Genomic DNA, 24820 nt, shown 5'->3' with positions numbered 1-24820 from the left:
CTCGGGGCCGACGGCCGGCCGAGAACACGCTCCTTCGTTCGCGTCGGGACATGCCTGGAAGTGGCAGTGTCACGGTGTTCCCCTGCCAGGCGCTTTCACGCATCGCCCTCATTGTGCGAAGACCCGGGCCGGGGCGCGACTCGGGCTGCCCCGGATCGGCCCCGTGTTAGCCCGGCGACGGCCGGGGCACTCGAGGCCGTGGTGACTCCGCCCGGAGTCACCACGTACAGGCTGGAGGTGAAGGACATGGGTCACGGTGGAAACGTCATCGACGAGTTGATGACCGATCACCGCGAGGTCGAGGAGTTCTTCGGCCGGATCGAGGCGCTGCCGTCCGGTCACAAGGACCGCAAGCTCTACGCGGACCAGGCCACCATGGAACTGGTGCGGCACTCCGTGGCCGAGGAGGCCTACCTCTACCCGGCAGTACGGGAACACGTGGCGAACGGGGACGCCATGGCCGACAGGGAACTCGAGGACCACGCCAAGGCCGAGCAGATCATGAAGGATCTGGAGGGCTGTGACGCGGACGACCCCGAGTTCGACCGGCTCATCGGCATGCTGATGTCGGAGATCCGCTCACACGTGGCCGACGAGGAGCAGAACCTCTTCCCGATGCTGCGGGCCTCCTGTCCGCCGGACGCGCTCGACACCCTGGGCGACAAGGTCCGCCAGGCGAAGAAGATGGCGCCGACCCGTCCGCACCCGTCCGCGCCGGACAAGCCGCCGGCCAACAAGCTGCTGGCCCCGGGCGCGGGGATGGTCGACCGGGTCCGTGACGCGCTGTCGGGGCGGGGGAAGCGGGACTGAGGGTGCGCGCGGTGGACGCAGTGGGCGCGCAGTGGTGACGCCGCTTTTCATGGGCCCGTCGGGACGGCCGGCGGGCCCATGGCTGTGTGAGGTCTCGGGTGAGGAACTGGTGCCCTCGCTCGGGGCTGTCGTCGGTCAGGCCACGAGCGCCCGGCCCGGGCCGAGGCAGTCGGCGAGCTGGGCCCGGTGGAGCCCGGCGACGGGGGCCAGCAGGTCGGGGTGGCGCAGCAGTACGGCGGCCTGCCGGTCGCGTTCGTCGGGCGCGACCAGGCGCCGGAACTCGGCACCGGCGTGGGTGGCGTGGCCGCCCTCGGTCAGCGCGGCCAACGCGCGGTCCGCCAGCTCGGGGTCGGTGAGCAGGCAGGCGGCCCAACTCGCCACGACCTCGTCCACCCAGGTGCGCCAGGCGGATTCCTCGTGGTCCGCGGCTGCCTCGGCCGCGTCCGCGCCACTGATCCAGTCGAGCCGTGCGGAGCCTCCCGGGCCGGCCATGCCGACGAGCGCCGCGTCCATCGCCGTCGGGTAGCGCAGCCAGGCCGCGACCGTGACGGCCTGCCGGGCCTGGGCCTCGCACAGCGCGGAGGCGAGGGCGCCGCCGTCGGCCGGGTAGGCGCGGGTGAGCCAGTGGGCTGTCGCCGCGATGACCGGGGAGAGATCTGCGAGATCTGCGCGCAAGCTGGGCCGTCCGGGTGGGCTGCGGGTACGGGGGTTCCGAGAACGGTAGCTTCCGGGTGGGGGGTCGCGACATGGCCCGAGGCCTGTCGGCGGCGTGGCTTCGGCCACATCGCGAAGGTTGTGGGGGCGCGCGTGGCGGGTGGCTCTCGTGTGGCGGGTGCCGGTCGGTCCGGGCCGGTCGCGCGGTTCCCCGCGCCCTTCAGCGGGTTGCGGTGGGCGCTGTTGCGGGGTGCAGGTGGTAGACGTGGAACGCCCTGCCTATGACCGGCTGGGCCACGTTGCGGACCTTCACTCCGCCGGTGGTCATGCCGTGTTCCGTGCCGGCGTGGGCGTGGCCGTGGATCGCCAGGTCGGCGCCGGCGCCGTCGATCGCCTCGGCGAGGAGGTAGCTGCCCAGGAAGGGGTAGATCTCCAGCGGCTCTCCGGCGAGGGTGTCCTCCACGGGGGAGAAGTGGGTCAGGGCGATGCGTACGTCGCAGCCCTCCCGGTCCAGTGCCTCCAGGGAGTCCCGGAGCGCGTCGGCGTGCCGGCGTGAGTAGCGGACGAACTCCTTCATCACCGGCTCACCGAACTCACCGGCGCAGCGCCCCACGAAACCGCCGCCGAACCCCTTGGTGCCGGCCACGCCGATACGACTGTCCCCGCTGGTCACGACCGTTCCCCGGCCCTCCAGGACGGTCGCGCCCGCCTCCTCCAGGACGGCGGCGACCTCGTCCGGGCGGTCGTCGTGGTGGTCGTGGTTGCCCAGAACCGCGACGACCGGTACCGCGAGGTCCTTGATCTCCCGGGCCACCACACGCGCCTCGTCGGGCGTACCGTGCCGGGTGAGGTCCCCGGCCAGCAGCAGGATGTCCGCGCACTCGGGCAGGGTCTCGAACGAGGGGCGCAGCACGCCCTCGCTCTCGGGACCCATGTGGATGTCTCCGACGGCTGCGACCCTGATCACGTCAGCTCCTCCGCGTGGTCGGGCGACGCGGCGTCCGCGACGAGCAGGTCGCTGTACACCGGGAAACCGGCCAGTTCGTCGCGCGCCGCGCGCAGGACGTCGTCCCGGCACTGCGCGGACGGCACGGTGCCGGTCAGCAGGACGGCCTCGCCGCGGGCCTCGACGCGTACGCCCAGCTCGCCGAGGGAGCCGGCGGCCAGGTGGTCGGCGAGGTGCGCGACGCGGTAGACGAGGCTGTCGGGAGCGCCGGCTGGGTGCTCGGTGCCGTGGTCGCTCATGTCTGCTCCTTCCGCGGGTCCTTCTGCGGGGCGACGACGTTCAGGCGTTCCAGGAGGAACAGGAAGGCCGCGGGCATGGGTTCGTCGCCGCGGGCTCTGCGCACCTCCGGCCAGTCGACCTTCTCGCGCAGGGCGCGGGCCACCGGGAGCACCGCCCCGAAGTCGCAGTGGTGTTCGGAGAAGGCGGCGATCAGGCTGCCCACCAGGTCGGTCGGCGACAGCACGGGCATGCGCACCGAGTCGACCGGAATCTCCTGGGCTCGGGTGAGCATCTCCGTGGTGACCGGCCGGTGGGCCAGCTCGAAGATGATGTCGATGTCCTGGCCGAAGCAGGTCGTCTTCAGCAGCCAGTCCTCGGGTGGTGTGCACACGTCCAGGCCGGCCTCGCGCAGGGTGGCCGCGACCGCGTCGGCGTCCTCGGGGCGGACGCAGAAGTCGGCGTCGTGCTGCAGGTTGGTACTTCCGCCGTGCGCGTGGACGGCGACGCTTCCGGCCAGCGCGAAGCGGTGCCCGTCCCGTTTGAGGAGGGCGCCGATCTGCTTGGCGGCCTCCAGGATCGCCTGATGACGGTCCTGGGGCAGGCTCAGTTCCCCGGCCGGTGGAGCCTTCGCATCTGTCGAACGCCTGGCGAGCGTGGTGTCCTCCCCGTACTGCGTCATGGTCACTCCATTCACCGAGTGGAGCGAAGTGCGGTCCGGCGCCGTCCGGACGCCGGACAGCGCCGGTGCACCCTCGGGTACCCGGCGCCCCGCCTTCGACACTGGGCCGCCCTACGCCCGCCCGCCGGTTTCGGTGGGGCCGGATGCGCGGCACCCCTCTCCCACATCCGTCACCGCGGCGCCCGTGACGGCGTCGAGGCGGCAGAAGCAGGACGCCTCGATCGGTACGTCGGCCAGCGCCACGGCGATCCGCAGCTGCTGGGCCACGATCCGGGCCTCCGCCGTCCTGCCCAGCCGGAGGAGGCACTCGTGGAGGCCGTGCAGGGACCAGACGTTGCCGGGGTGCTGGGAGGCGCGGGGCAGGGTGTCGTCGAGGCCGAGGTCGGCACGGTAGACCGCCTCGGCCTCCGCCACGCGTCCCTGTTCGAGGAGGAGGGCGCCGTAGGCGTGCCGAGTCGGCTGCATCCAACCCCACGGCTCGTCGTAGGGGAGGTCGTCGTCGAGGGCGATGGACCGTTCGAGGGCGGCGAAGGCGGCGTCGTGGTCGCCCCTGCGGTACTCGAGTTCTCCGTCGAGCATCGCGGAGGCGATCGCGAGAATGTCGGCGCAGGTGTTGTTGAACAGCATGCGCGTCTCCTGGACCCGGCCGGCGGCCTCGTGGAACAGGGTGCGCTCGGTCTCCGCCTCGGCGACGCGGCCGGTCGCGGAGAGCGCGACACCGCGGGCGTAGTGCCGCATGGCGGTGGTCACGCTGTACAGCTCCGGGTCGGCGGGCCGGGGCAGCTCGAGGACGTCGGTCCAGCGGCCGAAGCGGATCAGGACATGGACCCGCATGGCGAGGAAGGCCTCCAGCCAGTCCGCCATGGGCGGGCTCTGCACCCGCAGCAGCTCCTCCGGGAGGGCCGCCTCCAGCTGGGCGGCGGCTTCCAGGGCGACCTCGCACTGGCCGAGGAACATCGCGCCGTAGATCTTGAAGTGGTGGTTGTGCGCCCGGTACAGGGTGTAGAAGTTCATCGATCCGGCCCGCGCACGGTACTTCTCGTCGGCCGCGATCGCGCGGCTGTTGTCCGCCACCACACCGCGGTAGTCGCCGCACAGCACCTCCAGGTGCGAGGGCATGTGCTGGAGGTGGCCGGCGTCGGGCACCAGCTCGCGCAGCCGGTCGGCGGCGGGCAGAGCCGTCTCGGGGGTGGGCGACATCTCCATCAGGTGGATGTAGAGGTGCAGCACACCCGGATGCCGGGCGCCCGCCGACGTGGTCAGCGCCCGGTCGAGCGCCGCCTTGGCCTCCAGGGTGCGGGCACCTTCCGCGGGCCGTCCGGAGCGAAGGTCCCACAGTTGCCACGGGGTGAGGTTCATGAGTGCGTCGGCGTACAGGGTGGTGACGTCGAGGTCGTCCGGCGCCAGCTCGTGCACGGCGCGCATGGCGTCGGCGTACGGGGCGTTCCAGACCGAGCAGTCCGCGACGGGGCGCGCCCTGGGGTAGCGGGCACGCAGGGCGCCGATCAGGGCCCGTTCCACGGGAGTGGCGTCGGCCGACTTCTCGTGGGCGAGTTCCACGGCGGCGTGGGTGCGCTCGACGGTGCGGGCCAGATCCCGCTCGTCGAAGAACTCCCACGGTTTGTTGTAGTTCGGGCCGAGCGCGTAGGCGATGCCCCAGTGCGCCATGGCGCAGTCGGGGTCGGCCGAGGCGGCCGCCTCGAAGCAGGAGACGGCCTCCTCGTGGTTGAAGGCGTACGTCCAGACCAGTCCGCGGTCGAACCACGTCCGGGCCTCGGGCGAGGAGGTCGTCACGGGGCGGCTGTGGGTGCCGAGGTCGTAGTAGTCCACGCGAGTCTCCTGAGGGTGCGGCCGCCCGGGGCGCCGGGGCGAGGGGCCGGAAATCAATGACCCGGCCTACCCCGCACCTCGTAGCGTGATCCCATGACCCGCTGGAGTCTCGAGCGCTACCGCACGGAAATCATCACCCAGACGGACCTGTTGCGCACGCTGTTGACGGCGGCCGACCCCGCCGCGCGCGTGCCCACGTGCCCCGAGTGGAACCTCCGCCACCTGCTGCGGCACATCGGCGGCGTGCACCGGTGGATCGACACCGTCGTCCGCACCCGCGCCACCGACGAGGTCCCGGACACCCTGGTCAACGAGGTCTTCGGGTACGGCGACGAGGACCTCGCCGAGCTCGGCGCGTGGCTCGGCCTGGGCGCGCGGCGGCTCACCGACGTCCTGGCGGAGGCCGGCCCCGACGCCCGCGTGTGGACGGTGGTCCCGGATCAGCCCCTGGTGTTCTGGGCGCGGCGTGCCCTGCACGAGACGGTCGTGCACCGCGCCGACGCGGCGTGGGCGGTGGGGGCCCGCTACGACCTCGACACGGAGGTGGCGCTGGACGCCCTGGACGAGTGGATGTCCTTCGGTTCCGTACCGGAGACGTACGAGAATGAGGGCGGGGAGCCGCTGCTGGGCCCCGGCCGCAGTATCGGATTCTTGGCCGGCGACGACCCCGCCGGGTCGTGGCGCGTCGACCTCTCCGGCGAGGTCCCGCGGTGGGACCGCGGCGCGGGCGAGACGGCCGTCGGTGTCCGGGGCTCGCTCACCGACCTCGTCCTCTTCCTCTACGGCCGTCCGGTCGCCGACCGGATCGAGGTGCGCGGCGACGCCGGGCTGCTGGAACTGTGGTTGAGGCGGTCGAGGTTCTGGCTGCGTTAGCCCAACAAGATCAGGCTGGTGCCGTCGAGCGACGGCGCGCTGATCAAGCTGCACTTCAAGGGGCACGTCGACACGGCCGCCGGCTCGGGCTGGTCGTACGGGTTCGTCGCCGTCAAGAACGGCACCCCGCGCTGCGGTTCGGTCTCCAGCAGCGCGGACGGGCAGATCAGCTTCCAGACCCAGCCCGGCGAGAAGGACGTCTACCTGGTCGTGACCGGGACCCCGAACTCCGTGCACCACTACGGCTTCCTGGACGGCTAAACCAAGAATTACCGCTACCCGTACGAGTTCCGTGCCATGCGCCACCCCGTCCGGCTACGAGCCCGGCCACCAGAAGCCCGCCGCGACCGGCGGCGGCCACTGGCACTCCAACGGCGGCGGCTGGGTGGACAACCGGCCGAATGTCGCCTCCAGCGTCCACGTCGGCCCGCGCGCCGCGGTCTTCGGCAGCTCGACCGTGACCGGCAACGCCCGTGTCGAGGGCCTGTCGTGGGTCAACTCCGGGGCCACCATCGGGGGCAACGTCGTCGTGAAGGACAACGCGATCGTCCAGGGCGGCGCCAATCTGTCGGGCAACCTCGTGATCTGCGGTGACGCCGAGTTGTGGATCGCGTGATCGTCCGGAACGTACCTGATGTTCAACCCCGACCGCGGCTGCGACGGCCGGGGCGGCGAGAGCGACGTGAACCCGGCGCACGGGACGTTCACGGACGCGGAGCTCGCCATCACCCTCCAGCGCCGCCCTCGCGCGAGCGGGTGGGCCGCCTGTGCGGTGGGGGCCGTCGTCGTGGGGCGTCGATCGCGACGTACATCGGCGGCGGCCCGCTCACGGGCCTGTCATGACGGTGACTTGACCCTCTGCGGACCGGTTCATGACCCACCCTTGACACGGCCGTGATCTGCGAAGATGCCGCGTTGACAGGGAGCTCGACGGGCTTGTAGACGTGTGAGGTTCCCGGGGCACGAGGGGCCGGTGCGCCGGCCCGGGAAAACGCCCCGTCGTGTCTTCAGTGACCTGCGAAGGACAGCTGTGTCCCTATCCCACCGCGCCGTGAAATCGGCGCGCCTCATAGGCGTCTCGACCGCCGCGGCGGCTCTCACCCTGGGCGTCGCGAACTCCGCGCTCGCCTGCGACATCCGCGACTTCTCCGCCGTCGCCACGTGCGACGCAAACGGCAAGGGCGTCATCCGCGTCACGGACACGGACGCGTCCGGCACGCCCGCCGTCATCACGCTCTACGTCAAGATGTCCGTCGAGGGCGAGGACGACCGCGACATCGACACGAAGACGATCGAGCACCCGAACGCCCAAGGCGTCAGCGTCGACTTCGCCTGGGACTGGTCGCCCGACCAGACGTACCGCGTCCACGTCAAGGCCGGCAATCTGGTCGACGAGGACATCCAGCCCCTGCTGACGACGCCGTCCCAGGCCTGTGAGGCCCCGGCGCCGACCCCCACCCCGTCGGCCTCGGAATCGACCCCGGCCGCCGCCACGCCGTCGGCCTCGGCGTCGTCCTCGGACACGCCGTCCCCGACGCCCACGCAGCCGAGCGACTCCCCCGCGGCGTCGCCCCAGGGCGGCAGCGGCTCGCATCTCGCCGAGACCGGTGGCGGCAACGACACCGGTCTGATCGCCGGCACGGCGGGCGCGCTGGTCGTCGCCGGCGGAGGCCTGATCTTCGCCCTGCGCCGCCGTCGCGCCTCCGGCTCCCACTGAGACCGGTACTCCGCGCCACTCAAGGCCCCTTGCGTGAAAGGGGCCTTGAGTGGTTTCGAGGGGCGCGACGGTCACACCTTCCACGAAGTGGTCACAACTGGAGATGCATACGGACCCTACGGTCTGTCAACTCTCCTGCTGAGAAAGAGAAGGCGACGAAGGTCACGTTTACGTATCGGGCATTTGGCGCGTGAATCTTCACACCAGCCTCACATATTGGTTAGGTTGGCGCCCAGCCGCACGGTTCCCTCCGGCGAAAGCGCCGGGTCGCGCGGCCTCCGCCGAATGCAACTGCCCAGCGCAGCACAACCGTAGGGCGCCGTGTCCGAGCCGGTGGCCCCTCGGCAGGCGGAGTACGGAAGGAGTACGGCTTCCATGGCGACGGATCGCAGCCCGCGCACCTCTGGCCTCGGTCTCCCGGAAGGGGACGCGGAGCCGAGCCGGGAGGAGATCCAGCAGCGGATCAACGCTCTGTACAACCGTGCCGAGAGCGACTCCGGGACCTTCAACGCGACCCGTGCCATGTCGACGGCCAGCAGCCTGGCCGCCCCGGCGGGCTCCCGTGACAACGTCGCCCGTCAGTGGTTCGACGTGGCGCGCTCCAAGCTGGGCCCCACCGTGTCCGCCGTACTGCCGCCCGACAGGATGCCCGCCCGCCCGGCCGCGAGCCGTCCCACCAAGGCGCCGGAGCGCACGACCGACGCGCCGCCGCCCGCCCGCGAGCTCCCGGCGGCCCCCGAGCGGCGCGCCGCCCCCGAGCTGTCCGCGCGTACGGCCCTCGCCGCGCTGCCCGCGGCGTCGGGGACCCGGCCGAACACCTCCGCGGGTCCCGCGCCCACCGCACGAGCGCAGCAGTCCACCCCGCGCACCGCGAAGGAGCGCAACCAGCGCAAACTCACCGCGGCGCGGGATCTGTTGGGCCGCCACACCGCACAGCGTCCCTCCCCCGTCGCGGCCCTCGAAGCCGCGCCGGCCACACGCCCCTGGGACACGGGAAGCCTGCCCGCCGTGGCGCCCCAGGCGTCACCGACCACTCGGCCTTGGGACACCGGGAACATGCCGACGGTGACCCCCCAGCCGTCCTCTGCCACCCGGCCCTGGGACACCGGGAACATGCCGACGGTGACCCCACAGCCGTCCCCGGCCACCCAGCCCTGGGACACCGGGAACGTACCCGCCATGACACCCCAGGCGTCTCCGGCCACCCGGCCCTGGGACACCGGAAACGTACCGACGGTGACCCCCCAGCCGTCCCCGGCCCCGCAGCCCTGGGACACCGGGAACGTGCCCGCCATGGCACCCCAGGCGTCACCAGCCACCCAGCCCTGGGACACCGGAAACGTACCGACGGTGACCCCCCAGCCGTCCCCGGCCCCGCAGCCCTGGGACACCGGGAACGTGCCCGCCATGGCACCACCCCAGGCGTCACCAGCCACTGGGCCCTGGGACACCGGCTCGCTCCCCGTCGCCCCGGCCCTCTCAACGCCCGCCACCCAGCCCTGGGACACCGGCGCGCTGCCCGCCGTCCCCGCCCAGACCGCACCCCCCGCCCAGACCTGGGACACCGGGAGCCTGCCGGTCACCCAGCCTGCCGCTGAGGCCTGGCGGACGCAGCAGCCGGCCCCCGCCGGTCAGCCGTTCGCCCCCGCCCCCGCTGCCCCGCTCCCTGTCTCCGCGACTCCCGCGGTCTCCGCCCCTTCCGTCGGCGCAGCGGAGTCGGCGTACCAGGGGAAGGCCGCGAGGGCGCTCGACTTCGCCCGTGCGCAGGTCGGCAAGCCCTGTGTGTGGGGTGCCAACGGGCCGACGTCTTACGACTGCTCCAGCCTCACCCAGGCGGCCTGGCGGACCGCGGGCGTGGCGCTACCGCGTTCCGCGCAGGAGCAGGCCCTCACCGGCACGGCGATCCCGCTCAGCGACCTCCAGGTCGGCGATCTCGTCTTCTTCCACGACGCCGGTCACGTCGGGCTCTACGCGGGTAACGGCATGATGATCCACGCTCCGAGCCCGGGCGCGTACATACGCGAGGAATCGGTCCTCCACGCCGGCGAGTCCGCGGTCCTCGGCGCGGTGCGACCCGCTTGATCCCCAGGCGTCGGTGAGGGGGCGGGGAGCGGAAGGCTTCCGTCAGGGCCCCACCCGGGCCCGCGGTCCACTGAATGGTCCCGGCTCGTGTGGGAACCCGGTGGCCCCTGTCCCCTTACCTACACGTCTGGAGAGGGTCATGAGTCTGTTGCGTCTGGTCGGCCGCCCCATGCTCGCCTCCATGTTCATCAGCGGCGGCCTGAGTTCCGTCCGCGAGCCCGAGGCGGTGGCGCCGGTCGCCGAGCCCGTCGTGCGTCCCGTCACCGAGCGTGTGCCGGTCGTGCCCGACCGGACCGAGGAGGCGGTACGGCTGAGCGGTGCCGTCCAGGTGGCGGCGGGCTTCCTGCTGGCCACCGGGCGTCTCCCCCGGCCGGCCGCCCTCGCCATCGCGGCCACGCTCGTGCCCACCACCTTGGCGGCCCACCGCTTCTGGGAGGTGGAGGACCCCGACGACCGCGCCCAGCAGCGCATCCACTTCTTCAAGAACCTCTCCATGCTCGGCGGCCTGCTGATCGCGGCCGACGACACCGCGGGCCACCCCTCCCTGCTGTGGCGCTCCCGCCACGCGGCCCACGACGTGCGCCGCGACGCCCACCTCGTACGGCGTTCGATCCGCGCGACAGCACGACCGGCGGCGGCAGCGGGTGGCGTCAAGGCCAAGGTGTTCAGCTGACGGCCGACCGCGTGGCGCGGGTGTCTCGTCGTCCGCTCCGGGTCATCGTCCATGCCGCCACGACCTGGAGCGCGGCCGCCGACAGCAGTGCGGCCGGGAGGGACCACACGGCGAGGGGCCCGGCGGCCGCCGCTCCGACGGCGAAGCCGGTGATCTTCGCGCTGGCGCCGGTGGTGGAGACCTGGCCGCGCAGACGCTCGGGTGCCTCCCGGTGCCGGATGGCGAAGAGAGCCGTGAGCTGGGGTCCCTCGCCGACGCCGGCCAGCAGCGCGGCCGCGACGACCGTGCCCGGCTGTCCCGTGGCGGCCGACGCCAGTGCCGCCGCCTGGAGCAGCGCGCCGGCCCGGATGGCGGTCTCGGGGGTGAGCGTGCGAGGCCGTATGGCCAGTACGGCGTTGGCCGCCAAAGCGGTGACGGCCGTGCAGGAGAGCAGCAGGGCACCGCGCCCCGCCCCGCCCAGGAAGCGTTCTCCCAGCAGGGGGAGACAGGCCGTCAGCATGCCCTGACCGGCGCAGGAGACGACCGAGGAGACGGTCGCCCGGGCGAGTCGCGGATTCCCCACGATGCATCGCACGCCGGCCACCAGCCCCTGTCCCGCGGGGATGCCCGCTCCCGGTTCGCCCCGCTCCGGAAGCCGCCAGGCCGCCGGCACCGCCAGCCCGATCAGCACCACCGACACCGCCACCGCCGCCGACGCCCCCACCGCCTCGGCCACACCGCCCGCCAGCGCCGGTCCGGCCAGGCCTGCCGAGCCGTACGTCATCGCGTCGAGGGTGTTGGCCCGGGGCAGCCGTGCGCCGGGCGCCACGCGCGGCAGCTGGGCCGTCCAGCCGCCCGACAGCGCGGGCGCCGACAGGCCGGTGAGCACCGCGACGAGGACGGTCACGCCGAACGGCAGGGTGCCGAGTCCCGCGAGGACCCCCATGAGGCCCGCGGCGTAGAGGACGAGGGCCAGTGACAGCAGTCGGCCGGGACGCTCCGCCCGGTCGAGCAGCATGCCCAGCACCGGGCCCCCGACCGCCGCCGCGCCGGTGACGGCCGCGAGCAGGGTCGACGCCTGCGTGGCGGACCCGGTCAGGGCGAGTCCGGCCAGGAGCAGCGCCGGCCCGGACATGTCGTCGCCCGTACGGGCCGTCATAGCACCGGCCAGGTACGCGCTGAGTGCGTAACGCCTCTTCATCGGCGGGACGTTACGCACGTAACTCAAAAGCCCGCAATATGCGTTACATTGCGCCTGTGCCCTCCCCCGCCTACGACTGGTCGAGCCGGCACTCCGTGCTGACCATGGCCCGCCGCACCGCCGCCCTCCTCAATGTCCTCTCCACCGAGGACGGCCCCGATCCCACCGCGATCGCCGAGGTGCTGCTCGCCTACGGCGAGACGGGCCCGGTCGACCTCGCGGCACGGGACGTCGACGGAATGCGGACGGCCGCCGCCCTGCTGCGTCAGGTCTTCACCGCCGACGGTGTCGACGGCGCTGCGGAGGTGCTCAACCGGCTGCTGCGCGACCACACCGGACCGCTGCGCCTCACCGCGCACGGAGGCCGTACGCCCTGGCACCCCCACCTCGACCTGGACGACGACGCCCCGTGGGACGAGTGGCTCATCGCCTCCTCCTGCATGGCGCTGACCGTTCTCCTCTGGGACCGTCAGCTGCCGCCCGGCCGGGTCTGCGCGTCGCCGAGCTGCCCGAACGTCTTCATCACGCAGGGCGCCGGGCCCGAGCGCCGCTACTGCTCACGCCGGTGCGCGACCCGCGAACGTGTCGCCGCGCACCGCCGCGCCTCCCGCTCGTCCCCGGCACACCGGTGAATCGCGGCCCGCTCGTGTCAGTGCCGTCGGATACAGTCCCTCCCTGGCCGCAAGGGAGTTCGGGGTGGGGAGCATGTGGCGTTGGGTGGCCGGGATGGCCTTGCTGGCGGGGGTTCTGGCGGGATGCGGGGCCGCGGGGGACGCCGACGAGACGGCGAGCCCCCGGTCGGCGCCCGCGAAGGCGACCGATGCCGCCGGTGCGAGCGGTGCGAGCGGTTCCGCCGGTGCGGCGGCCGCGAGCGGCGGGACGCTCGGCGGGCCGGGTACGGCGTGCGAACTGCCCGTCTCCTTCGAGACCGCCGCGCGCTGGACGGCGGAGGCGGTCCGGTCCGGCGGGGGCTCGGCGGGCTCCGGCGGTACGGAGGAGCAGCCGCAGGAACTCCTGTACCAGGGCCCGGTCGCCCTGGCCTGCGAGGTCGACGCCAAGCCCGCCGGGCACATCGGCTTCCTGCGCGTCTACACCGGCAAGCCGGGCAACGCCGACGCGCGCGGCGTGCTGGAGGCGTTCGTTGCGGCCGAGAACGGGGCGAGCGAGGAGAAGTACCGCTCGTTCAAGGCGGGCGGACTCTCCGGTGTGGAGGTGGAGTACCTGTACACCAGCGAGATCCTCGACGAGACGAAGAAGGAACACGCCCTCGCCGTCGCCACCGCCGACGGCCCCGTCGTGCTGCACCTCGGCGGGATCGACACCGAGGAGCACGCGGCCATGCTGCCCGCGTTCGAGCTGGCGAAGCGGACCCTGCGCACCGTCTGACCACCGGTCAGCCGGCCAGGAGGTCGCGCATGCGCTCGGCGGCCCGTACGGCGGCCGCTCCGCAGCAGTTGTTGAACAACACGTGCAGTTGTCCGACCCGCTCGGCGAGGCCGCGCAGCCTCGGCACCCATTCCTCGAGCTCGTCGTCGGTGTAGTCGTGCCGGAACCGGTCCTCCTTGCTCCCCGTCCCCCAGGCCGGGCTGCGCCCGTGGAAACGTACGACGGCCACCCGGGAGGAGGTGACGGGGGTGACCGGCGGGATGGAGGTGGGCAGCGTCCGCGCCATGTCCACGGCGACGGCCGAGAAGCCGTGGGCACGGAGTAACGCCCGGGTCGCCTCGGCCTGTTCGTCGCGCCACCACGCGGGGTGGCGGAACTCCACGGCGACGGGCCAGCCCGCGGTGCGCTCGGCGCACTGGGCGAGGAACCCCTCCGCCAGGGCCCCGGGCCGGAACCAGGGCGGGAACTGGAACAGCACCACGCCGAGCTTCCCGGCCTCCCGCAGCGGTTCGATCCCGTCGGCGAAGCGGGCCCAGACCTTGTCCAGCACCCACGGGTCCCGGGCGTCGGCCGGCAGCCCGCCGGGCAGCAGGGCCGGCCGGGTGGGGTGACCGGTGAGCAGCGAGAACGCCTTCACGTCGAACACGAAGCCGTCCGGGGTGCGTTCGACCCACAGGCGACTGTTGCGGGCCGAAGGCAGCGCGTAGTAGCCGGAGTCCACCTCCACGATGCCGAACCTGCCCGCGTAGTACCGCAACCGCCCCTCGGCGTCCCGCTGCCCCACCGGGTACCAGCCGCTGCCGACCAGCGCCCGGTCGGTCCACGAACACGCACCGACCAGAATCTCACCCATGGCGCTGCGCGTACCCCGGGACGCCTCGCACGTGCCCCCGGTCCGGGCCGGAGTGCGGCGGCCCGGACGGCCCCCGGCACCCAGCGCCCGACGTTCACGCACGGTGACGCGCGGGGCACGGTGGCGGAGCCAGGTGGTTCTCCCGGTGCGCGGCCGGGTCCCGGTGGCGCATTCTTGCTGTGTCGCCCACCCGGCGGCGCACGGATGAGGTAGGGCCATGTTCTTCGACTCGATGCGCCAGCCGCAGACCGCCTACCCCGACATCCCCCTCGACGCGACCGTGGGGGCCCGCGCGTTCCTGCCCCTGATCGCCTCCGGGCGCCCGGTCGGCACCTGCATCCTCGGCTTCGAACGCCCCCGCGGCTTCAGCACCCAGGAGCGCACCGTGCTCACCGCCGTGGCCGGGCTGATCGCCCACGCCTTGGAGAAGGCGCAGCGCTACGAGACCGAGGCGGCCCTCGCGCGTGGCCTGCAACAGGCGCTCCTCCCGCACCGGCTGTCGGCGCACCCGCGGGTGAAGACCGCCGGCCGCTATCTGCCGGGCACGCAGGGCATGGAGGTGGGCGGCGACTGGTACGACGTGGTGGAGACCGGCGGGTCCCTGGCCCTGGTCATCGGGGACGTCCAGGGGCACGGTGTGCAGGCGGCCGCGACCATGGGACAGCTGCGCAGCGCGGTCAGGGCTTTCGCGGTGGGCGACCATCCGCCGGACGAGGTGATGAGGGGGACGAACCACCTGCTGATCGACCTGGACCCCGGTCAGTTCGCCAGCTGCTGTTACGTGCGCCTCGACCCCCTCGCCGGCCTGGCCCGGGCCGCCCGGGCGGGTCACCCGCCGCCCCTGCTGCGGCGACCGGACGGGCAGACGGAGCTCGTGGACATCCCGGGCGGTGTCGTCCTCGGTGTGGATCCGCACGCCCGCTACCCGGTGACCGAGCTGCACCTGGAGCCCGGCGCGATCCTGGCCCTGTACACCGACGGTCTCGTGGAGCGGCCCGGCGCGGACATCGACGACGGCATCGCCGCGCTGCGGACGGCCCTGTCCCGGGCCGGTGGCGACGAGGGCCGCTCGGACGGTCGCTTCCTGGACGGGGTCGCCGACCGGCTCACGACGGCGGCCCGGCACGCCGTGGACCGCCCGGACGACATCGCGCTGCTGCTGGCCACCCGCCCCACCGCGGCACCGTCCGACGGCTGAGGAGCGGCCAACCGGCCATATAGGGAGGGTCGGAGAACAAAGTGTGACCCTGTGTGACGCCCCTCGCCTCATTCCGCGTGGCAGTGTAGACATGGGCACATGGTCCGGATAACGGGTCGACCCGGGTCTCGGCCGACCCGTCTTCCCAGCCCCCCGCATGCCGCGCGCCCCCATGCCCGCGGCCGCGGGTCGCTGAGCGGGCGCAGCGTCGCCGGACAGGTGTTCTTCCTTCAGGTCGTCATCGTCCTGCTGCTCGTCGTGGCCGCGGTCGTGGCGCTGGTGCTCCAGGTACGGCACGACAGCAGGGTGGAGGCGCGCAACCGCTCCCTCGCCGTCGCCGAGACGTTCGCGAACGCGCCCGGCACCCGCGAGGCGCTGAGCAGCCCGGATCCTACGGCCGTCCTGCAACCGAGCGCCGAGGCCGCCCGCCAGGCGGCGAAGGTCGACTTCATCGTCGTCATGGACCCCGACGGGATCCGGTACACCCATCCCAAGCCGGACCGCATCGGCAAGAAGTTCGTCGGCAATCTCGCACCTGCCCAGGCCGGCGGGACCGTGACCGAGGAGATCAACGGGACCATAGGCCGACTCGTCCAGGCGGTCGTGCCGGTCAAGGATGCGGACGGGAAGGTCGTCGGTCTGGTGTCGGCCGGCATCACGACGGCGCGCGTGGGCGGCACCCTCGACCGCCAGCTGCCGCTGCTGCTGTTGGCCGCCGGTGTGGCGGTCGCCCTGTCCACGGCGGGAACGGCGCTGGTGAGCAGGCGGCTGATGCGGCAGACCCACGGCCTCGGACCGCACGAGATGACCCGCATGTACGAGCACCACGACGCGGTGCTGCACTCGGTGCGGGAAGGGGTGATCATCGTCGACGCCGAGGGCGGTCTGCTCCTCGCCAACGACGAGGCGCGCCGGCTGCTGCATCTGCCCGACGACGCGGAGGGACGCGGGGTAGGGGACCTCGGTCTCGACCCCGCGATCGCCGAGCTGCTCGCCTCGGCACGGGTCGCCACCGACGAGGTGCATCTCGTGGCCGACCGGCTCCTCGCGGTCAACCAGCGGCCCACGACCCTGCGCGGAGGCCCGTCCGGCAGCGTCGCCACGCTCCGCGACTCCACGGAGCTGCGCGCCCTGTCGGGCCGGGCGGAGGCGGCCCGGGAGCGCCTCGATCTGCTCTACGACGCCGGTGCGCGCGTCGGCACCAGCCTGGACGTGACCCGGACCGCCGAGGAGCTGACGGACCTGTCCGTGCCGCGCTTCGCGGACTTCGTCGCCGTGGACCTGTACGACGCGGTGCTCGCCGGTGAGGAGCCGGAGCCGGGTGCCGGGCTGCGGCGTACCGCGCTGGACGGCATCCGCAAGGACGCTCCCCTGTATCCGGCGGGCGAGAGGCTGCGGTTCGTGGCGTCGTCGCCGCAGGCGCGCAGCCTGGAGAGCGGCGGGCCGGTGACCGAGCTGCACCTGAGCCAGGCCGCCGGCTGGCAGGCCCAGGACCTGGAGCGTTCCGCGCAGGTGGTGGAGTACGGCATCCACTCGCTGATCACCGTGCCGGTGCGGGCCGGGTCCCTGGTCCTGGGTGTGGTCAGCTTCTGGCGGTCCGAGAAGCCCGAGGCGTTCGACGCGGAGGAGGTGGCGCTGGCGGAGGAGCTGGTCGCGCGGGCGGCTGTCTCCATCGACAACGCGCGCCGCTTCACCCGCGAGCACAGCATGGCCGTGACGCTCCAGCGCAGTCTGCTGCCGCGCAGTCTGCCCGAGCAGAGCGCCCTGGACATCGGCTACCGGTATCTGCCGGCGCAGGCGGGCGTGGGCGGCGACTGGTTCGACGTGCTGCCGCTGTCGGGGGCGCGGGTGGCGCTGGTGGTGGGGGACGTGGTGGGCCACGGACTGTACGCGGCGGCCACCATGGGGCGGCTGCGGACGGCGGTGAGCAACTTCTCCGCGCTGGATCTGGCGCCGGACGAGCTCCTGTCGCTCCTCGACGAGCTGGTCGGCCGTATCGACCAGGACGAGCAGGACGAGGGCGGCAGCGCGCCCATCACGGGCGCCACCTGCCTGTACGCGGTGTACGACCCCGTATCGAGGCGCTGCACCATCGCCCGGGCGGGGCATCCGCCGCCCGCCGTGGTCCGTCCCGACGGCAGCGTGTCGTTCCTCGACGTCCCGGCCGGGCCTCCGCTCGGCGTAGGGGGTCTGCCGTTCGAGACGGCCGACGTGGAGCTGGAGGAGGGCAGCCGGCTGGTGCTCTACACGGACGGGCTGGTGGAGGACCGTGAGCGGGACATCGACACCGGTCTCGAGATGCTGCGCTCGGCCCTGGCGTCGGGCGGTTCCTCGCCGGAGGACACCTGCCGGGCGGTCCTGGACGCCCTGCTGCCGTCCCGGCCCAGCGACGACGTGGCGCTGATCGTCGCGAGCACGCGGGCGCTCGGGTCCGACCGGGTGGCCGAGTGGGACGTGCCGATGGTTCCGGCGGCCGTGGGCGAGGTGCGTGCCGCGGTGACGCGGAAGCTGGCGGAGTGGGGTCTTGAGGAGCTGACGTTCACGACGGAGCTGATCCTGAGCGAGCTGGTCACCAACGCGATCCGCTACGGTGCCGATCCGGTGCGGGTGCGGGTGCTGCGGGACGGCAGCCTGATCTGCGAGGTCTTCGACGGCAGCAGCACCTCGCCTCATCTGCGTCACGCCGCGATGACCGACGAGGGGGGCCGCGGGTTGTTCCTCGTCGCGCAGTTGGCGGACCGCTGGGGGACGCGCTACACCACGACAGGCAAGATCATCTGGGCGGAGCAGCCACTGCCCCGGGAGGCGCGCGACTCATAAAAGCGCCTTATGAGTCCATAGGTCGGACCCGCGTACCGACTTAGGCTTGCCTTAATTTAGGCTTCCCGACGAGTCGTCCTGTTCATCGCTCGAAGGGAACCTGAACATGTCGCGCCCTCTGCGGGTAGCCATCGTCGGAGCCGGCCCCGCCGGGATCTACGCCGCCGACGCGCTGCTCAAGTCCGAGGCGGCCGCCGACCCCGGTGTCTCCATCGACCTCTTCGAGCGCATGCCCGCCCCGTTCGGCCTGATCCGTTATGGCGTCGCCCCCGACCACCCCCGGATCAAGGGCATCATCACGGCGCTGCACCAGGTCCTCGACAAGCCGCAGATCCGCCTGTTCGGCAACGTCGACTACCCGACCGACATCAGTCTGGACGACCTGCGCGCCTTCTACGACGCGGTCATCTTCTCCACCGGCGCCACCGCCGACCGTGAGCTGCGCATACCCGGCATCGAGCTCGACGGCTCCTACGGCGCCGCCGACTTCGTCTCCTGGTACGACGGCCATCCGGACGTGCCGCGCACCTGGCCGCTGGAGGCCGAGAAGGTCGCCGTGCTGGGTGTCGGCAACGTGGCCCTCGACGTGGCGCGCGTGCTGGCCAAGACGGCCGACGAGCTGCTGCCGACGGAGATCCCGGCGAACGTCTACGACGGCCTGAAGGCCAACAAGGCGCTGGAGGTCCACGTCTTCGGCCGACGCGGCCCGGCGCAGGCCAAGTTCAGCCCGATGGAGCTGCGGGAGCTGGACCACTCCCCCAACATCGAGGTCATCGTCGACCCCGAGGACATCGACTACGACGAGGGCTCGATCGCGACCCGACGCGGCAACAAGCAGGCCGACATGGTCGCCAAGACCCTGGAGAACTGGGCGATCCGCGACGCCGGCGACCGGCCGCACAAGCTGTTCCTGCACTTCTTCGAGTCGCCCACCGAGATCCTCGGCGAGGACGGCAAGGTCGTCGGCCTGCGCACCGAGCGCACCGCCCTCGACGGCACCGGCAACGTCAAGGGCACCGGCGAGTTCAAGGACTGGGACGTCACCGCGGTCTACCGGGCGGTCGGCTACCTCTCCGACAAACTGCCCAAGCTGCCCTGGGACATCGAGACCGGCACGGTCCCGGACGAGGGCGGCCGCGTCCTTCAGGAGACCGGCGAGCACCTGCAGTCCACCTACGTCACCGGCTGGATCCGGCGCGGCCCGGTCGGCCTCATCGGCCACACCAAGGGCGACGCCAACGAGACGGTGGCCAACCTCCTGGACGACCACGCGAACGGCCGTCTCCAGACGCCCGCCTCCCCTGCCCCCGAGGCCGTGGACGCGTTCCTCACCGAACGCGACATCCGCTTCACCACCTGGGAGGGCTGGTACAAGCTCGACGCCGCCGAGAAGGCCCTCGGCGAACCCCAGGGCCGCGAGCGCGTCAAGATCGTCGAACGCGAGGACATGCTCAAGGCGAGCGGGGCGTAGGGGACTTCGCGGCGGGGGCACGGCACTGCCGCTCCCGCGCCGCACCCGCATCGACCGGGGCCCGGAAAGCCGACCATGCTTTCCGGGCCCCGTCATGTCCAGGGCGGCGGACCGCGCCGACCGCGCCCTCCGTGCGGCGCCGGTCGACACCGACCGCTCGTCATCTCAGGTGTCCCGCCGGGTGAGTTCACGGCCGCCCAGCACACACAGCGTCGCGGTCAGCAGGGTCAGTACGGCGGCCTGGCCCACGGCTCCACCGAGGAACACCGCGGGGAGTCCGGCGTCGCGCCACGGGTACACGGCGCAGACACGCAGCGCGAGGAGCAGCAGGCCGAGGGCGGCCAGGGCGAGGGCACCGCCCGCGTGTCCCGCCTCAGGGCCGGAGGCACGTCGCGCGGGCCACATCAGCCAGGCGAGGGCGCCTACGAGGAAGCAGGTGACGGGCGCCCACGCGGAGTCGACCCCGTCGGGCAGCAGGACGACCGACGCGCCCATCACCACGCAGCAGGCCAGCAGGACCAGCCCGGGCGTGCCGGCGGGAAGGGACGCCGGGGGCGCGTCACGGTGGTGGGCCACGGACAGGGCGAGCACCGACAGCCAGGCCAGCAGCGCCGAGGCGGTGGCGAAGGCGGGCTCCGGCGGGAGCGAGTCGGAGACGAGGGGGCCGAGGAGCGGCCAGAGGGTGGGCAGCGCGGCCAAGCAGGACGCGACACGTGCCGGCCGCCGACGGTCACGCAGCAGCGCGAAGTAGGCGACCGTCCACAGCAGGGGCAGCGTCCACTGGGCGACCTCGACGGCGCCGGACGACGGCCCGTGCCCGGTGAATCCCGAGACGAACAGCCGCCATTCCGCCGCCCCGCGCGTCGACGACCAGGTCAGCGCCAGGACGCGGTCGACCAGCGCGGCGGCCGCCTGCAACAGCACGGCGAACAAAGCGAAGTGACGGGCCGCCGACCCGAGCAGAGCGTACGGATGGGGCGCGCCGGGCGCGCCCACCCTGCTGCGCACCGCGAGGGCGACCACGCCGGCCACCTCCCCCCACGTGGGCCGGCTCTGGTCCTGGGTGTCCCGGTCGAGGTCCCACAGGTACGTCTCGACCATCTCGTCCTCGCGCGCCCGCCGGTAGTAGGGGGGCAGCAGCCGCAGCACGGCGCGGTAGCGGGCCTCCAGCAGGGTGGTCATGCGAGACCTCCGGCGAGTCCGGGCGCGGTGGGCGGTACGGTGCCGGCCGGCCGGTTGCCCTCGGAGGCCCGACGGCCCTCGGCGATCCGCCGCTTGGCCGCGCCGGCGCCGGCCGCCATCCGCTCCGCCTCGGCGGCGAGCGCCTCTGTGCCCTCCTCCGTGAGGCGGTAGTAGCGCCTGAGCCGGCCCTGCTGCACCTCTTCTCGGTCCAGCACGATCAGTTCGTCCGCCGTGAGCCGGTCGAGCACTCCGTACAGCGTCCCGACCCGCAGTTGCACTGCCCCGTCGGACAGTTCCTCGACCTCGCGCAGGATGCCGTAACCATGCCGGGGCTGGTCGGCCAGCGCGGTCAGAACGAAGAACGCCGCCTGTGTCATGTTCCTCGGTGCCATACGACCAGGATATATCGGCTGCCGATATATTCAACAAGGCAAGGCAAATGAATGAGGGCAAGGCGGAGTGACGGACAGGGCCCGTCCCGATGCGGATGGTGGACGGACCCTGTCCGCGCAGCCGATTGTGCGGGCCGGACCGGATCCGTGACACGGGTGAACGGTGGTCGGCTCGTGCGAGCCGCGCGCTCCCCGCACGCGCGCCGCACGCCCCGAGTGCGCGGTGGCGGTCACACCCCCCACTTGATCGCGCCGGGGCGGCCGTGACGATACTGGGACCCGCACGCTGTTCCCACCCCACAGATGGACTCATGTCAACGTCCCCCAGCGCCCGCCCTTCGATCCCCTCCACGGTGTGGCTGGCTCGCGGCCGCCACACCGATTCCGCCGCGGAGGACCTCGTCAGACCGCACCTGCGGCGGCTCAAGGACGACCAGGTCCTCCAGGACTGCCAGGAACTGCCCGACGAGGAGAGCCCCGGGGGCCGAAGCGTCTTCGAGGCGCGCTGGCTGGTCGCCGACACCGTGACAGTACGCGCCCGGCTGACGCTCATGGACGCTCCGGACACCGGCCCGGACACCGGCCGGGAGTGGACGCTGGTGGCGGAGGCGGAGCGGCCGTGGGACCAGCAGTGGCCCTCTCCCCACACCATGTTCTGGCCCGAGGGGCAGGACGCCGCGCCCGGTCGGGAGACCGTCACCGGGCTGCGCCTCGCGGACGTCAACCCCCTGCCCACCGATGAACAGGACATGCGGCGCGTGTTGCGCGCCGCACAGCGCGACGGCTGGAACATCGACGTCGTCGTCCACGAGGCGATGACACCCGACGCGGTGGGCCGCCGGACACTGACCCCGTTCCTGCCGCCGGGGCTGCGCCACCGCGTGGTGGAGCACCGTGCCTCCCCGCACCAGCTGCGCGCCGTGAACTACGCCCTGCGGGATTCCGGTGTGGAGGTGCCGCGCGGCGGCGCGGCCGTCCTGCCGGGCACCCCGGCCCCGCCCGACTCCGACGGCGGCGATCTCACCGTACGGACCGTCTTCCTGGACGGCTCGGAGCCGACCGCGCTGGTGGACGCGGTGCGCCGCTTCGCCGGGCTGCCGAAGCCGCTCCCGGACGGCGCGCAGGACGCGCTGGCCACGCTCCGCGAGGACTGGCGGCTGCTGACGCTGGAGGAGGAACTCGCCCGCGAGCGCAGGCTGGTCGCCATGTACGCGGAGGCGCTGGAGGCCATGACGCGGTCCCGCGACCTCTACCGGGAGGCCGCGGAACGGGCCAACGAGGCGCTCGCCGCCTACCGCGAGTCCGGCGGCGCCGCCGACTCACCACCGCCGACGCCGGACGGCAAGCCCGCCGCCTCCCCGCTCCAGCAACTGACCCGCACCTTCGAACGCCTCAAGTGGCGCCCCGCCCCCTCCCCGAGCGGAACCGGCGAGGCCAAGGAGACACCCGAGAGCTAGAGCCTCAGCAGAACAGCGGGAAACGGTCGGCGTCCGCCCCCAGAGACCCGCGTTCCCGGTCCGTCAGCGGCAGGCGGCCCGTGCCGGCGCGGGCGTAGTGCTCGTCGCTCCAGTTGACGGGTACCGGGCGGCCGAGCAGGCCGTCCAGGGTGGCCCGTACCACCGCCAGGGCGGCCGGCGGCGGGCCCGACACGGTGGGCAGGCCGATGACCAGGTCGAGGTGGTGGACGGCGGCCTCGACGGTGAGCGTGCTGATCAGATCGCCGGCGGTCAGGACGTGGCCCTGGGTGGCGACGAGGGCGTCCGGGCGAGCCCCCGCTGCGGCGTGGACGGTGGCCGCCGCGGTCTCCAGGTACAGACCGCTCAGTTGGCCGAAGTCGAGGAACATGCTCGCCGCGACCCGGTTGTAGCGGCGGCCGTTCGCGGCGCCCACGGGGTCGGGCCGCCAGTCCTGCCAGTAGCTCACGGCATCCCGGTCGGGCGGCCCGGCGGCCGGCGTGTGCAGTGCCACCAGCGCGCGCTGGGCGTCCGCGACGAGGTGGAAGACGAGATCGCGCACCGCCCAGCCCGTACATCCGGTGGGCTGCCAGGACTCCTCGTCGCCGAGCGGGTCGACGATCTCCGCCAGCGCCTCGTAGGCGGCGCGCAGTGCCTGAGCCTGATCCGACGGAACGTTCGGGGTTTCGGGCATGTCGGCCAGCTTAAGGACTCTGGTGCGCCGGAACGGGTGTCAGGTGGCGCTGCGTGGATACGCGGTCCGCACGGTACTGCTCCGCCCGTCCCGGAAGGTCGTCCCGCATGGGCAGCCACAGCCACGGCCACCACTCCGACGTCACGCTGCGCGTCAACGGCAAACCGCGCACGCTGACCGTCGACCACCGGCGCGTCCTGCTGGACGTCCTGCGCGACGACCTCGACCTGCCGGGCGCCAAGAAGGGCTGCGACCACGGGCAGTGCGGCGCCTGTACGGTCCTGGTGGACGGGCGGCGCGTCAACAGCTGTCTGCTCCTCGCCGTCTGTCTGGACGGCTGCGACATCACGACGGTCGAGGGGCTCGCCGGCGACGGCGAGGAGCCGCATCCGCTCCAGCGGGCGTTCCTCGAACGGGACGGCTTCCAGTGCGGGTACTGCACCCCGGGCCAGATCTGCTCCGCGCTCGGCGCGGTCGCCGAGGCCGAGGCGGGCCACCCCTCGCACGTCACCGATCCCGCCCTGCCGTCCGGCCGGCCCGTGCCGCTGGACCGGGACGAGATCCGGGAGCGGCTCAGCGGCAACCTGTGCCGCTGCGGCGCCTATCCGCGCATCGTCGAGGCGGTGGAGGACGTGATCCGGTGAAACCCTTCGCCTACGTACGGCCCGGAAGCGTCGAGGAGGCCACCGACGCCTACGCATCCCGCCCGGGCGCACGCTATCTCGGCGGCGGCACCAACCTCGTCGACCTGATGAAGCTCGGGGTGGAGCGGCCCGCGGCCCTCATCGACGTCAGCCGCCTGCCGCTGGACGCGGTGGAGGAGCTGCCCGACGGGTCCGTGCGCGTCGGGGCGACCGTCCGCAACAGCGACCTCGCGGCACACCCCCTCGTCCGCGACCGCTACCCGGCGCTGTCCCAGGCGCTGCTCGCGGGCGCCTCGGGGCAGTTGCGCAACGCGGCCACCACCGGCGGCAACCTGCTGCAGCGCACCCGCTGCCCCTACTTCCAGGACCTGTCCAAGCCGTGCAACAAGCGTGAGCCGGGCAGCGGTTGCGGTGCGCTGGAGGGCGTCCACCGGGACCACGCCGTGCTCGGGCACTCGGACCACTGCGTCGCCACGCACCCTTCCGACATGGCCGTCGCGCTGGCCGCCCTCGACGCGCGGGTGGAGCTCCACGGCCCCGAGGGCACTCGGAGCGTGCCCGCGGCCGGGTTCCACCGGCTGCCGGGCGACCATCCGGAGCGGGACACCGAGATCGAACCCGGCGAGCTGATCACGGCCGTGGTGCTGCCGGCCCGCCCTGCGGGGCTGCCGTCCGCCTACCGCAAGGCCCGTGACCGGGCGTCGTACGCCTTCGCCCTCGCGTCCGTCGCGGCGGTGGTGGAGGTGACGGACGGGGTGGTCGCGTACGCCGGACTCGCCTTCGGCGGGGTGGCCCACCGGCCCTGGCGGGCGCGGCGTGCCGAGGAGGCGCTGCTGGGCGCGGCGCCCACCGTGGCGGCCTTCGAGCACGCCGTCGACCTGGAACTGACCGCCGCGCGGCCCCTGCGGGACAACGCCTACAAGGTGCCGCTGGCCCGCGGTCTCGCCCTCGACGTCCTGGCCCGCCTCACGGCATCCGCCAGGGCCTGAACCGGCATCCCGAG

The 24820-nt window shown here is 73.0% G+C and carries 24 protein-coding genes and 1 pseudogene; 15 read left to right on the top strand and 10 right to left on the bottom strand.

What is annotated here, in order from left to right; genetic code table 11:
- Window positions 1-246: 246 nt before the first annotated feature.
- Window positions 247-810 carry a hemerythrin domain-containing protein gene (locus IG99_RS22610; protein WP_037676796.1) on the top strand — a complete coding sequence of 188 codons (564 nt, stop codon included), beginning with the start codon at window positions 247-249 and terminating at the stop codon, window positions 808-810.
- Between the two features lie 135 nt (window positions 811-945).
- Here IG99_RS22610 and IG99_RS22605 read toward each other — a convergent pair whose 3' ends face one another.
- The 5 genes from IG99_RS22605 to IG99_RS22585 form a co-directional block, all read right to left on the bottom strand.
- Window positions 946-1485: a hypothetical protein gene (locus tag IG99_RS22605; protein WP_037676669.1), complete on the bottom strand. Its 540-nt coding sequence runs from the start codon at window positions 1483-1485 to the stop codon at window positions 946-948.
- A 199-nt stretch (window positions 1486-1684) separates the two neighbouring features.
- A complete protein-coding gene (locus tag IG99_RS22600; protein WP_037676668.1) occupies window positions 1685-2431 on the bottom strand; it encodes a metallophosphoesterase family protein in 747 nt (248 codons plus the stop codon).
- Window positions 2428-2709: a BON domain-containing protein gene (locus tag IG99_RS22595; protein WP_037676666.1), complete on the bottom strand. Its 282-nt coding sequence runs from the start codon at window positions 2707-2709 to the stop codon at window positions 2428-2430. Before IG99_RS22595 ends, IG99_RS22600 begins: the two co-directional genes overlap by 4 nt.
- A complete protein-coding gene (locus tag IG99_RS22590; RefSeq protein ID WP_051865770.1) occupies window positions 2706-3368 on the bottom strand; it encodes a nucleotidyltransferase family protein in 663 nt (220 codons plus the stop codon). Before IG99_RS22590 ends, IG99_RS22595 begins: the two co-directional genes overlap by 4 nt.
- A gap of 111 nt (window positions 3369-3479) precedes the next feature.
- The gene (locus IG99_RS22585) at window positions 3480-5198 is read right to left on the bottom strand and encodes a tetratricopeptide repeat protein (RefSeq protein WP_037676665.1); all 1719 of its coding nucleotides are present in this window, start codon (window positions 5196-5198) and stop codon (window positions 3480-3482) included.
- A 93-nt stretch (window positions 5199-5291) separates the two neighbouring features.
- Between IG99_RS22585 and IG99_RS22580 the strand changes: the two genes are divergently transcribed.
- From IG99_RS22580 to IG99_RS22560, 6 genes are all read left to right on the top strand, one after another.
- Window positions 5292-6071 (top strand): maleylpyruvate isomerase family mycothiol-dependent enzyme, encoded by a 780-nt coding sequence (locus IG99_RS22580; protein ID WP_037676664.1) that lies wholly within the window; start codon window positions 5292-5294, stop codon window positions 6069-6071.
- A gap of 18 nt (window positions 6072-6089) precedes the next feature.
- On the top strand, window positions 6090-6332 hold the full coding sequence (locus IG99_RS49640; protein WP_051865767.1) for a DUF6055 domain-containing protein: 243 nt from the start codon (window positions 6090-6092) through the stop codon (window positions 6330-6332).
- A gap of 31 nt (window positions 6333-6363) precedes the next feature.
- On the top strand, window positions 6364-6687 hold the full coding sequence (locus tag IG99_RS49635; protein WP_051865764.1) for a hypothetical protein: 324 nt from the start codon (window positions 6364-6366) through the stop codon (window positions 6685-6687).
- Window positions 6688-7122: 435 nt separating this feature from the next.
- Window positions 7123-7788 carry an LAETG motif-containing sortase-dependent surface protein gene (locus tag IG99_RS48820; protein ID WP_158973223.1) on the top strand — a complete coding sequence of 222 codons (666 nt, stop codon included), beginning with the start codon at window positions 7123-7125 and terminating at the stop codon, window positions 7786-7788.
- A 375-nt stretch (window positions 7789-8163) separates the two neighbouring features.
- Window positions 8164-9870, top strand: a complete 1707-nt coding sequence (locus IG99_RS50425) for a C40 family peptidase (protein WP_037676662.1) — start codon at window positions 8164-8166, stop codon at window positions 9868-9870.
- Between the two features lie 139 nt (window positions 9871-10009).
- Window positions 10010-10543 (top strand): DoxX family protein, encoded by a 534-nt coding sequence (locus tag IG99_RS22560; protein WP_037676661.1) that lies wholly within the window; start codon window positions 10010-10012, stop codon window positions 10541-10543.
- Here the strand turns inward: IG99_RS22560 and IG99_RS22555 are convergent.
- Window positions 10536-11723, bottom strand: a complete 1188-nt coding sequence (locus IG99_RS22555; protein WP_037676660.1) for an MFS transporter — start codon at window positions 11721-11723, stop codon at window positions 10536-10538. The genes IG99_RS22560 and IG99_RS22555 overlap by 8 nt on opposite strands.
- 38 nt (window positions 11724-11761) lie before the next feature.
- Here IG99_RS22555 and IG99_RS22550 point away from each other — a divergent pair, with 38 nt between their 5' ends.
- Together IG99_RS22550 and IG99_RS22545 are read left to right on the top strand one after the other, a co-directional pair.
- Window positions 11762-12355, top strand: a complete 594-nt coding sequence (locus IG99_RS22550; protein ID WP_078947835.1) for a CGNR zinc finger domain-containing protein — start codon at window positions 11762-11764, stop codon at window positions 12353-12355.
- A 73-nt stretch (window positions 12356-12428) separates the two neighbouring features.
- Window positions 12429-13109: a lipoprotein gene (locus IG99_RS22545; RefSeq protein WP_037676659.1), complete on the top strand. Its 681-nt coding sequence runs from the start codon at window positions 12429-12431 to the stop codon at window positions 13107-13109.
- A 7-nt stretch (window positions 13110-13116) separates the two neighbouring features.
- Here the strand turns inward: IG99_RS22545 and IG99_RS22540 are convergent, their stop codons facing one another.
- Window positions 13117-13962, bottom strand: a complete 846-nt coding sequence (locus IG99_RS22540) for a DUF72 domain-containing protein (RefSeq protein WP_037676658.1) — start codon at window positions 13960-13962, stop codon at window positions 13117-13119.
- A 208-nt stretch (window positions 13963-14170) separates the two neighbouring features.
- Between IG99_RS22540 and IG99_RS22535 the strand changes: the two are divergent.
- The 3 genes and pseudogenes from IG99_RS22535 to IG99_RS22525 all read left to right on the top strand — a co-directional run.
- Window positions 14171-15160 (top strand): annotated as a pseudogene (locus tag IG99_RS22535) (GAF domain-containing SpoIIE family protein phosphatase); the annotation flags it as partial.
- Window positions 15161-15259: 99 nt separating this feature from the next.
- Window positions 15260-17980 (top strand): SpoIIE family protein phosphatase, encoded by a 2721-nt coding sequence (locus IG99_RS22530; protein WP_078947834.1) that lies wholly within the window; start codon window positions 15260-15262, stop codon window positions 17978-17980.
- Window positions 17981-18086: 106 nt separating this feature from the next.
- Window positions 18087-19451, top strand: a complete 1365-nt coding sequence (locus IG99_RS22525) for an FAD-dependent oxidoreductase (RefSeq protein WP_037676656.1) — start codon at window positions 18087-18089, stop codon at window positions 19449-19451.
- 165 nt (window positions 19452-19616) lie between these two features.
- Here the strand turns inward: IG99_RS22525 and IG99_RS22520 are convergent, their stop codons facing one another.
- The gene (locus IG99_RS22520) at window positions 19617-20633 is read right to left on the bottom strand and encodes a hypothetical protein (protein ID WP_037676655.1); all 1017 of its coding nucleotides are present in this window, start codon (window positions 20631-20633) and stop codon (window positions 19617-19619) included.
- On the bottom strand, window positions 20630-21010 hold the full coding sequence (locus IG99_RS22515; protein WP_037676654.1) for a PadR family transcriptional regulator: 381 nt from the start codon (window positions 21008-21010) through the stop codon (window positions 20630-20632). The genes IG99_RS22520 and IG99_RS22515 overlap by 4 nt, the downstream gene beginning before the upstream one ends.
- Before the next feature lie 326 nt (window positions 21011-21336).
- On the opposite strand from IG99_RS22515, the gene IG99_RS22510 reads away from it, so the two are divergent.
- A complete protein-coding gene (locus IG99_RS22510) occupies window positions 21337-22482 on the top strand; it encodes a hypothetical protein (protein ID WP_078947833.1) in 1146 nt (381 codons plus the stop codon).
- Between the two features lie 4 nt (window positions 22483-22486).
- Here IG99_RS22510 and IG99_RS22505 read toward each other — a convergent pair whose 3' ends face one another.
- Window positions 22487-23173: a maleylpyruvate isomerase N-terminal domain-containing protein gene (locus tag IG99_RS22505; protein WP_051865758.1), complete on the bottom strand. Its 687-nt coding sequence runs from the start codon at window positions 23171-23173 to the stop codon at window positions 22487-22489.
- A gap of 107 nt (window positions 23174-23280) precedes the next feature.
- On the opposite strand from IG99_RS22505, the gene IG99_RS22500 reads away from it, so the two are divergent.
- Complete coding sequence (locus tag IG99_RS22500; RefSeq protein WP_037676653.1) at window positions 23281-23817, top strand: 2Fe-2S iron-sulfur cluster-binding protein; 537 nt, start codon at window positions 23281-23283, stop codon at window positions 23815-23817.
- The gene (locus IG99_RS22495) at window positions 23814-24806 is read left to right on the top strand and encodes an FAD binding domain-containing protein (protein ID WP_037676652.1); all 993 of its coding nucleotides are present in this window, start codon (window positions 23814-23816) and stop codon (window positions 24804-24806) included. The genes IG99_RS22500 and IG99_RS22495 overlap by 4 nt, the downstream gene beginning before the upstream one ends.
- Window positions 24807-24820: the final 14 nt, after the last annotated feature.

It is taken from the genome of Streptomyces griseus subsp. griseus (assembly GCF_000720255.1).
GTDB lineage: Bacteria > Actinomycetota > Actinomycetes > Streptomycetales > Streptomycetaceae > Streptomyces > Streptomyces griseus_I.
The sequence above is the reverse complement of the archived record's forward strand: the minus strand, read 5'-3'. Positions and strand labels throughout refer to the sequence as shown.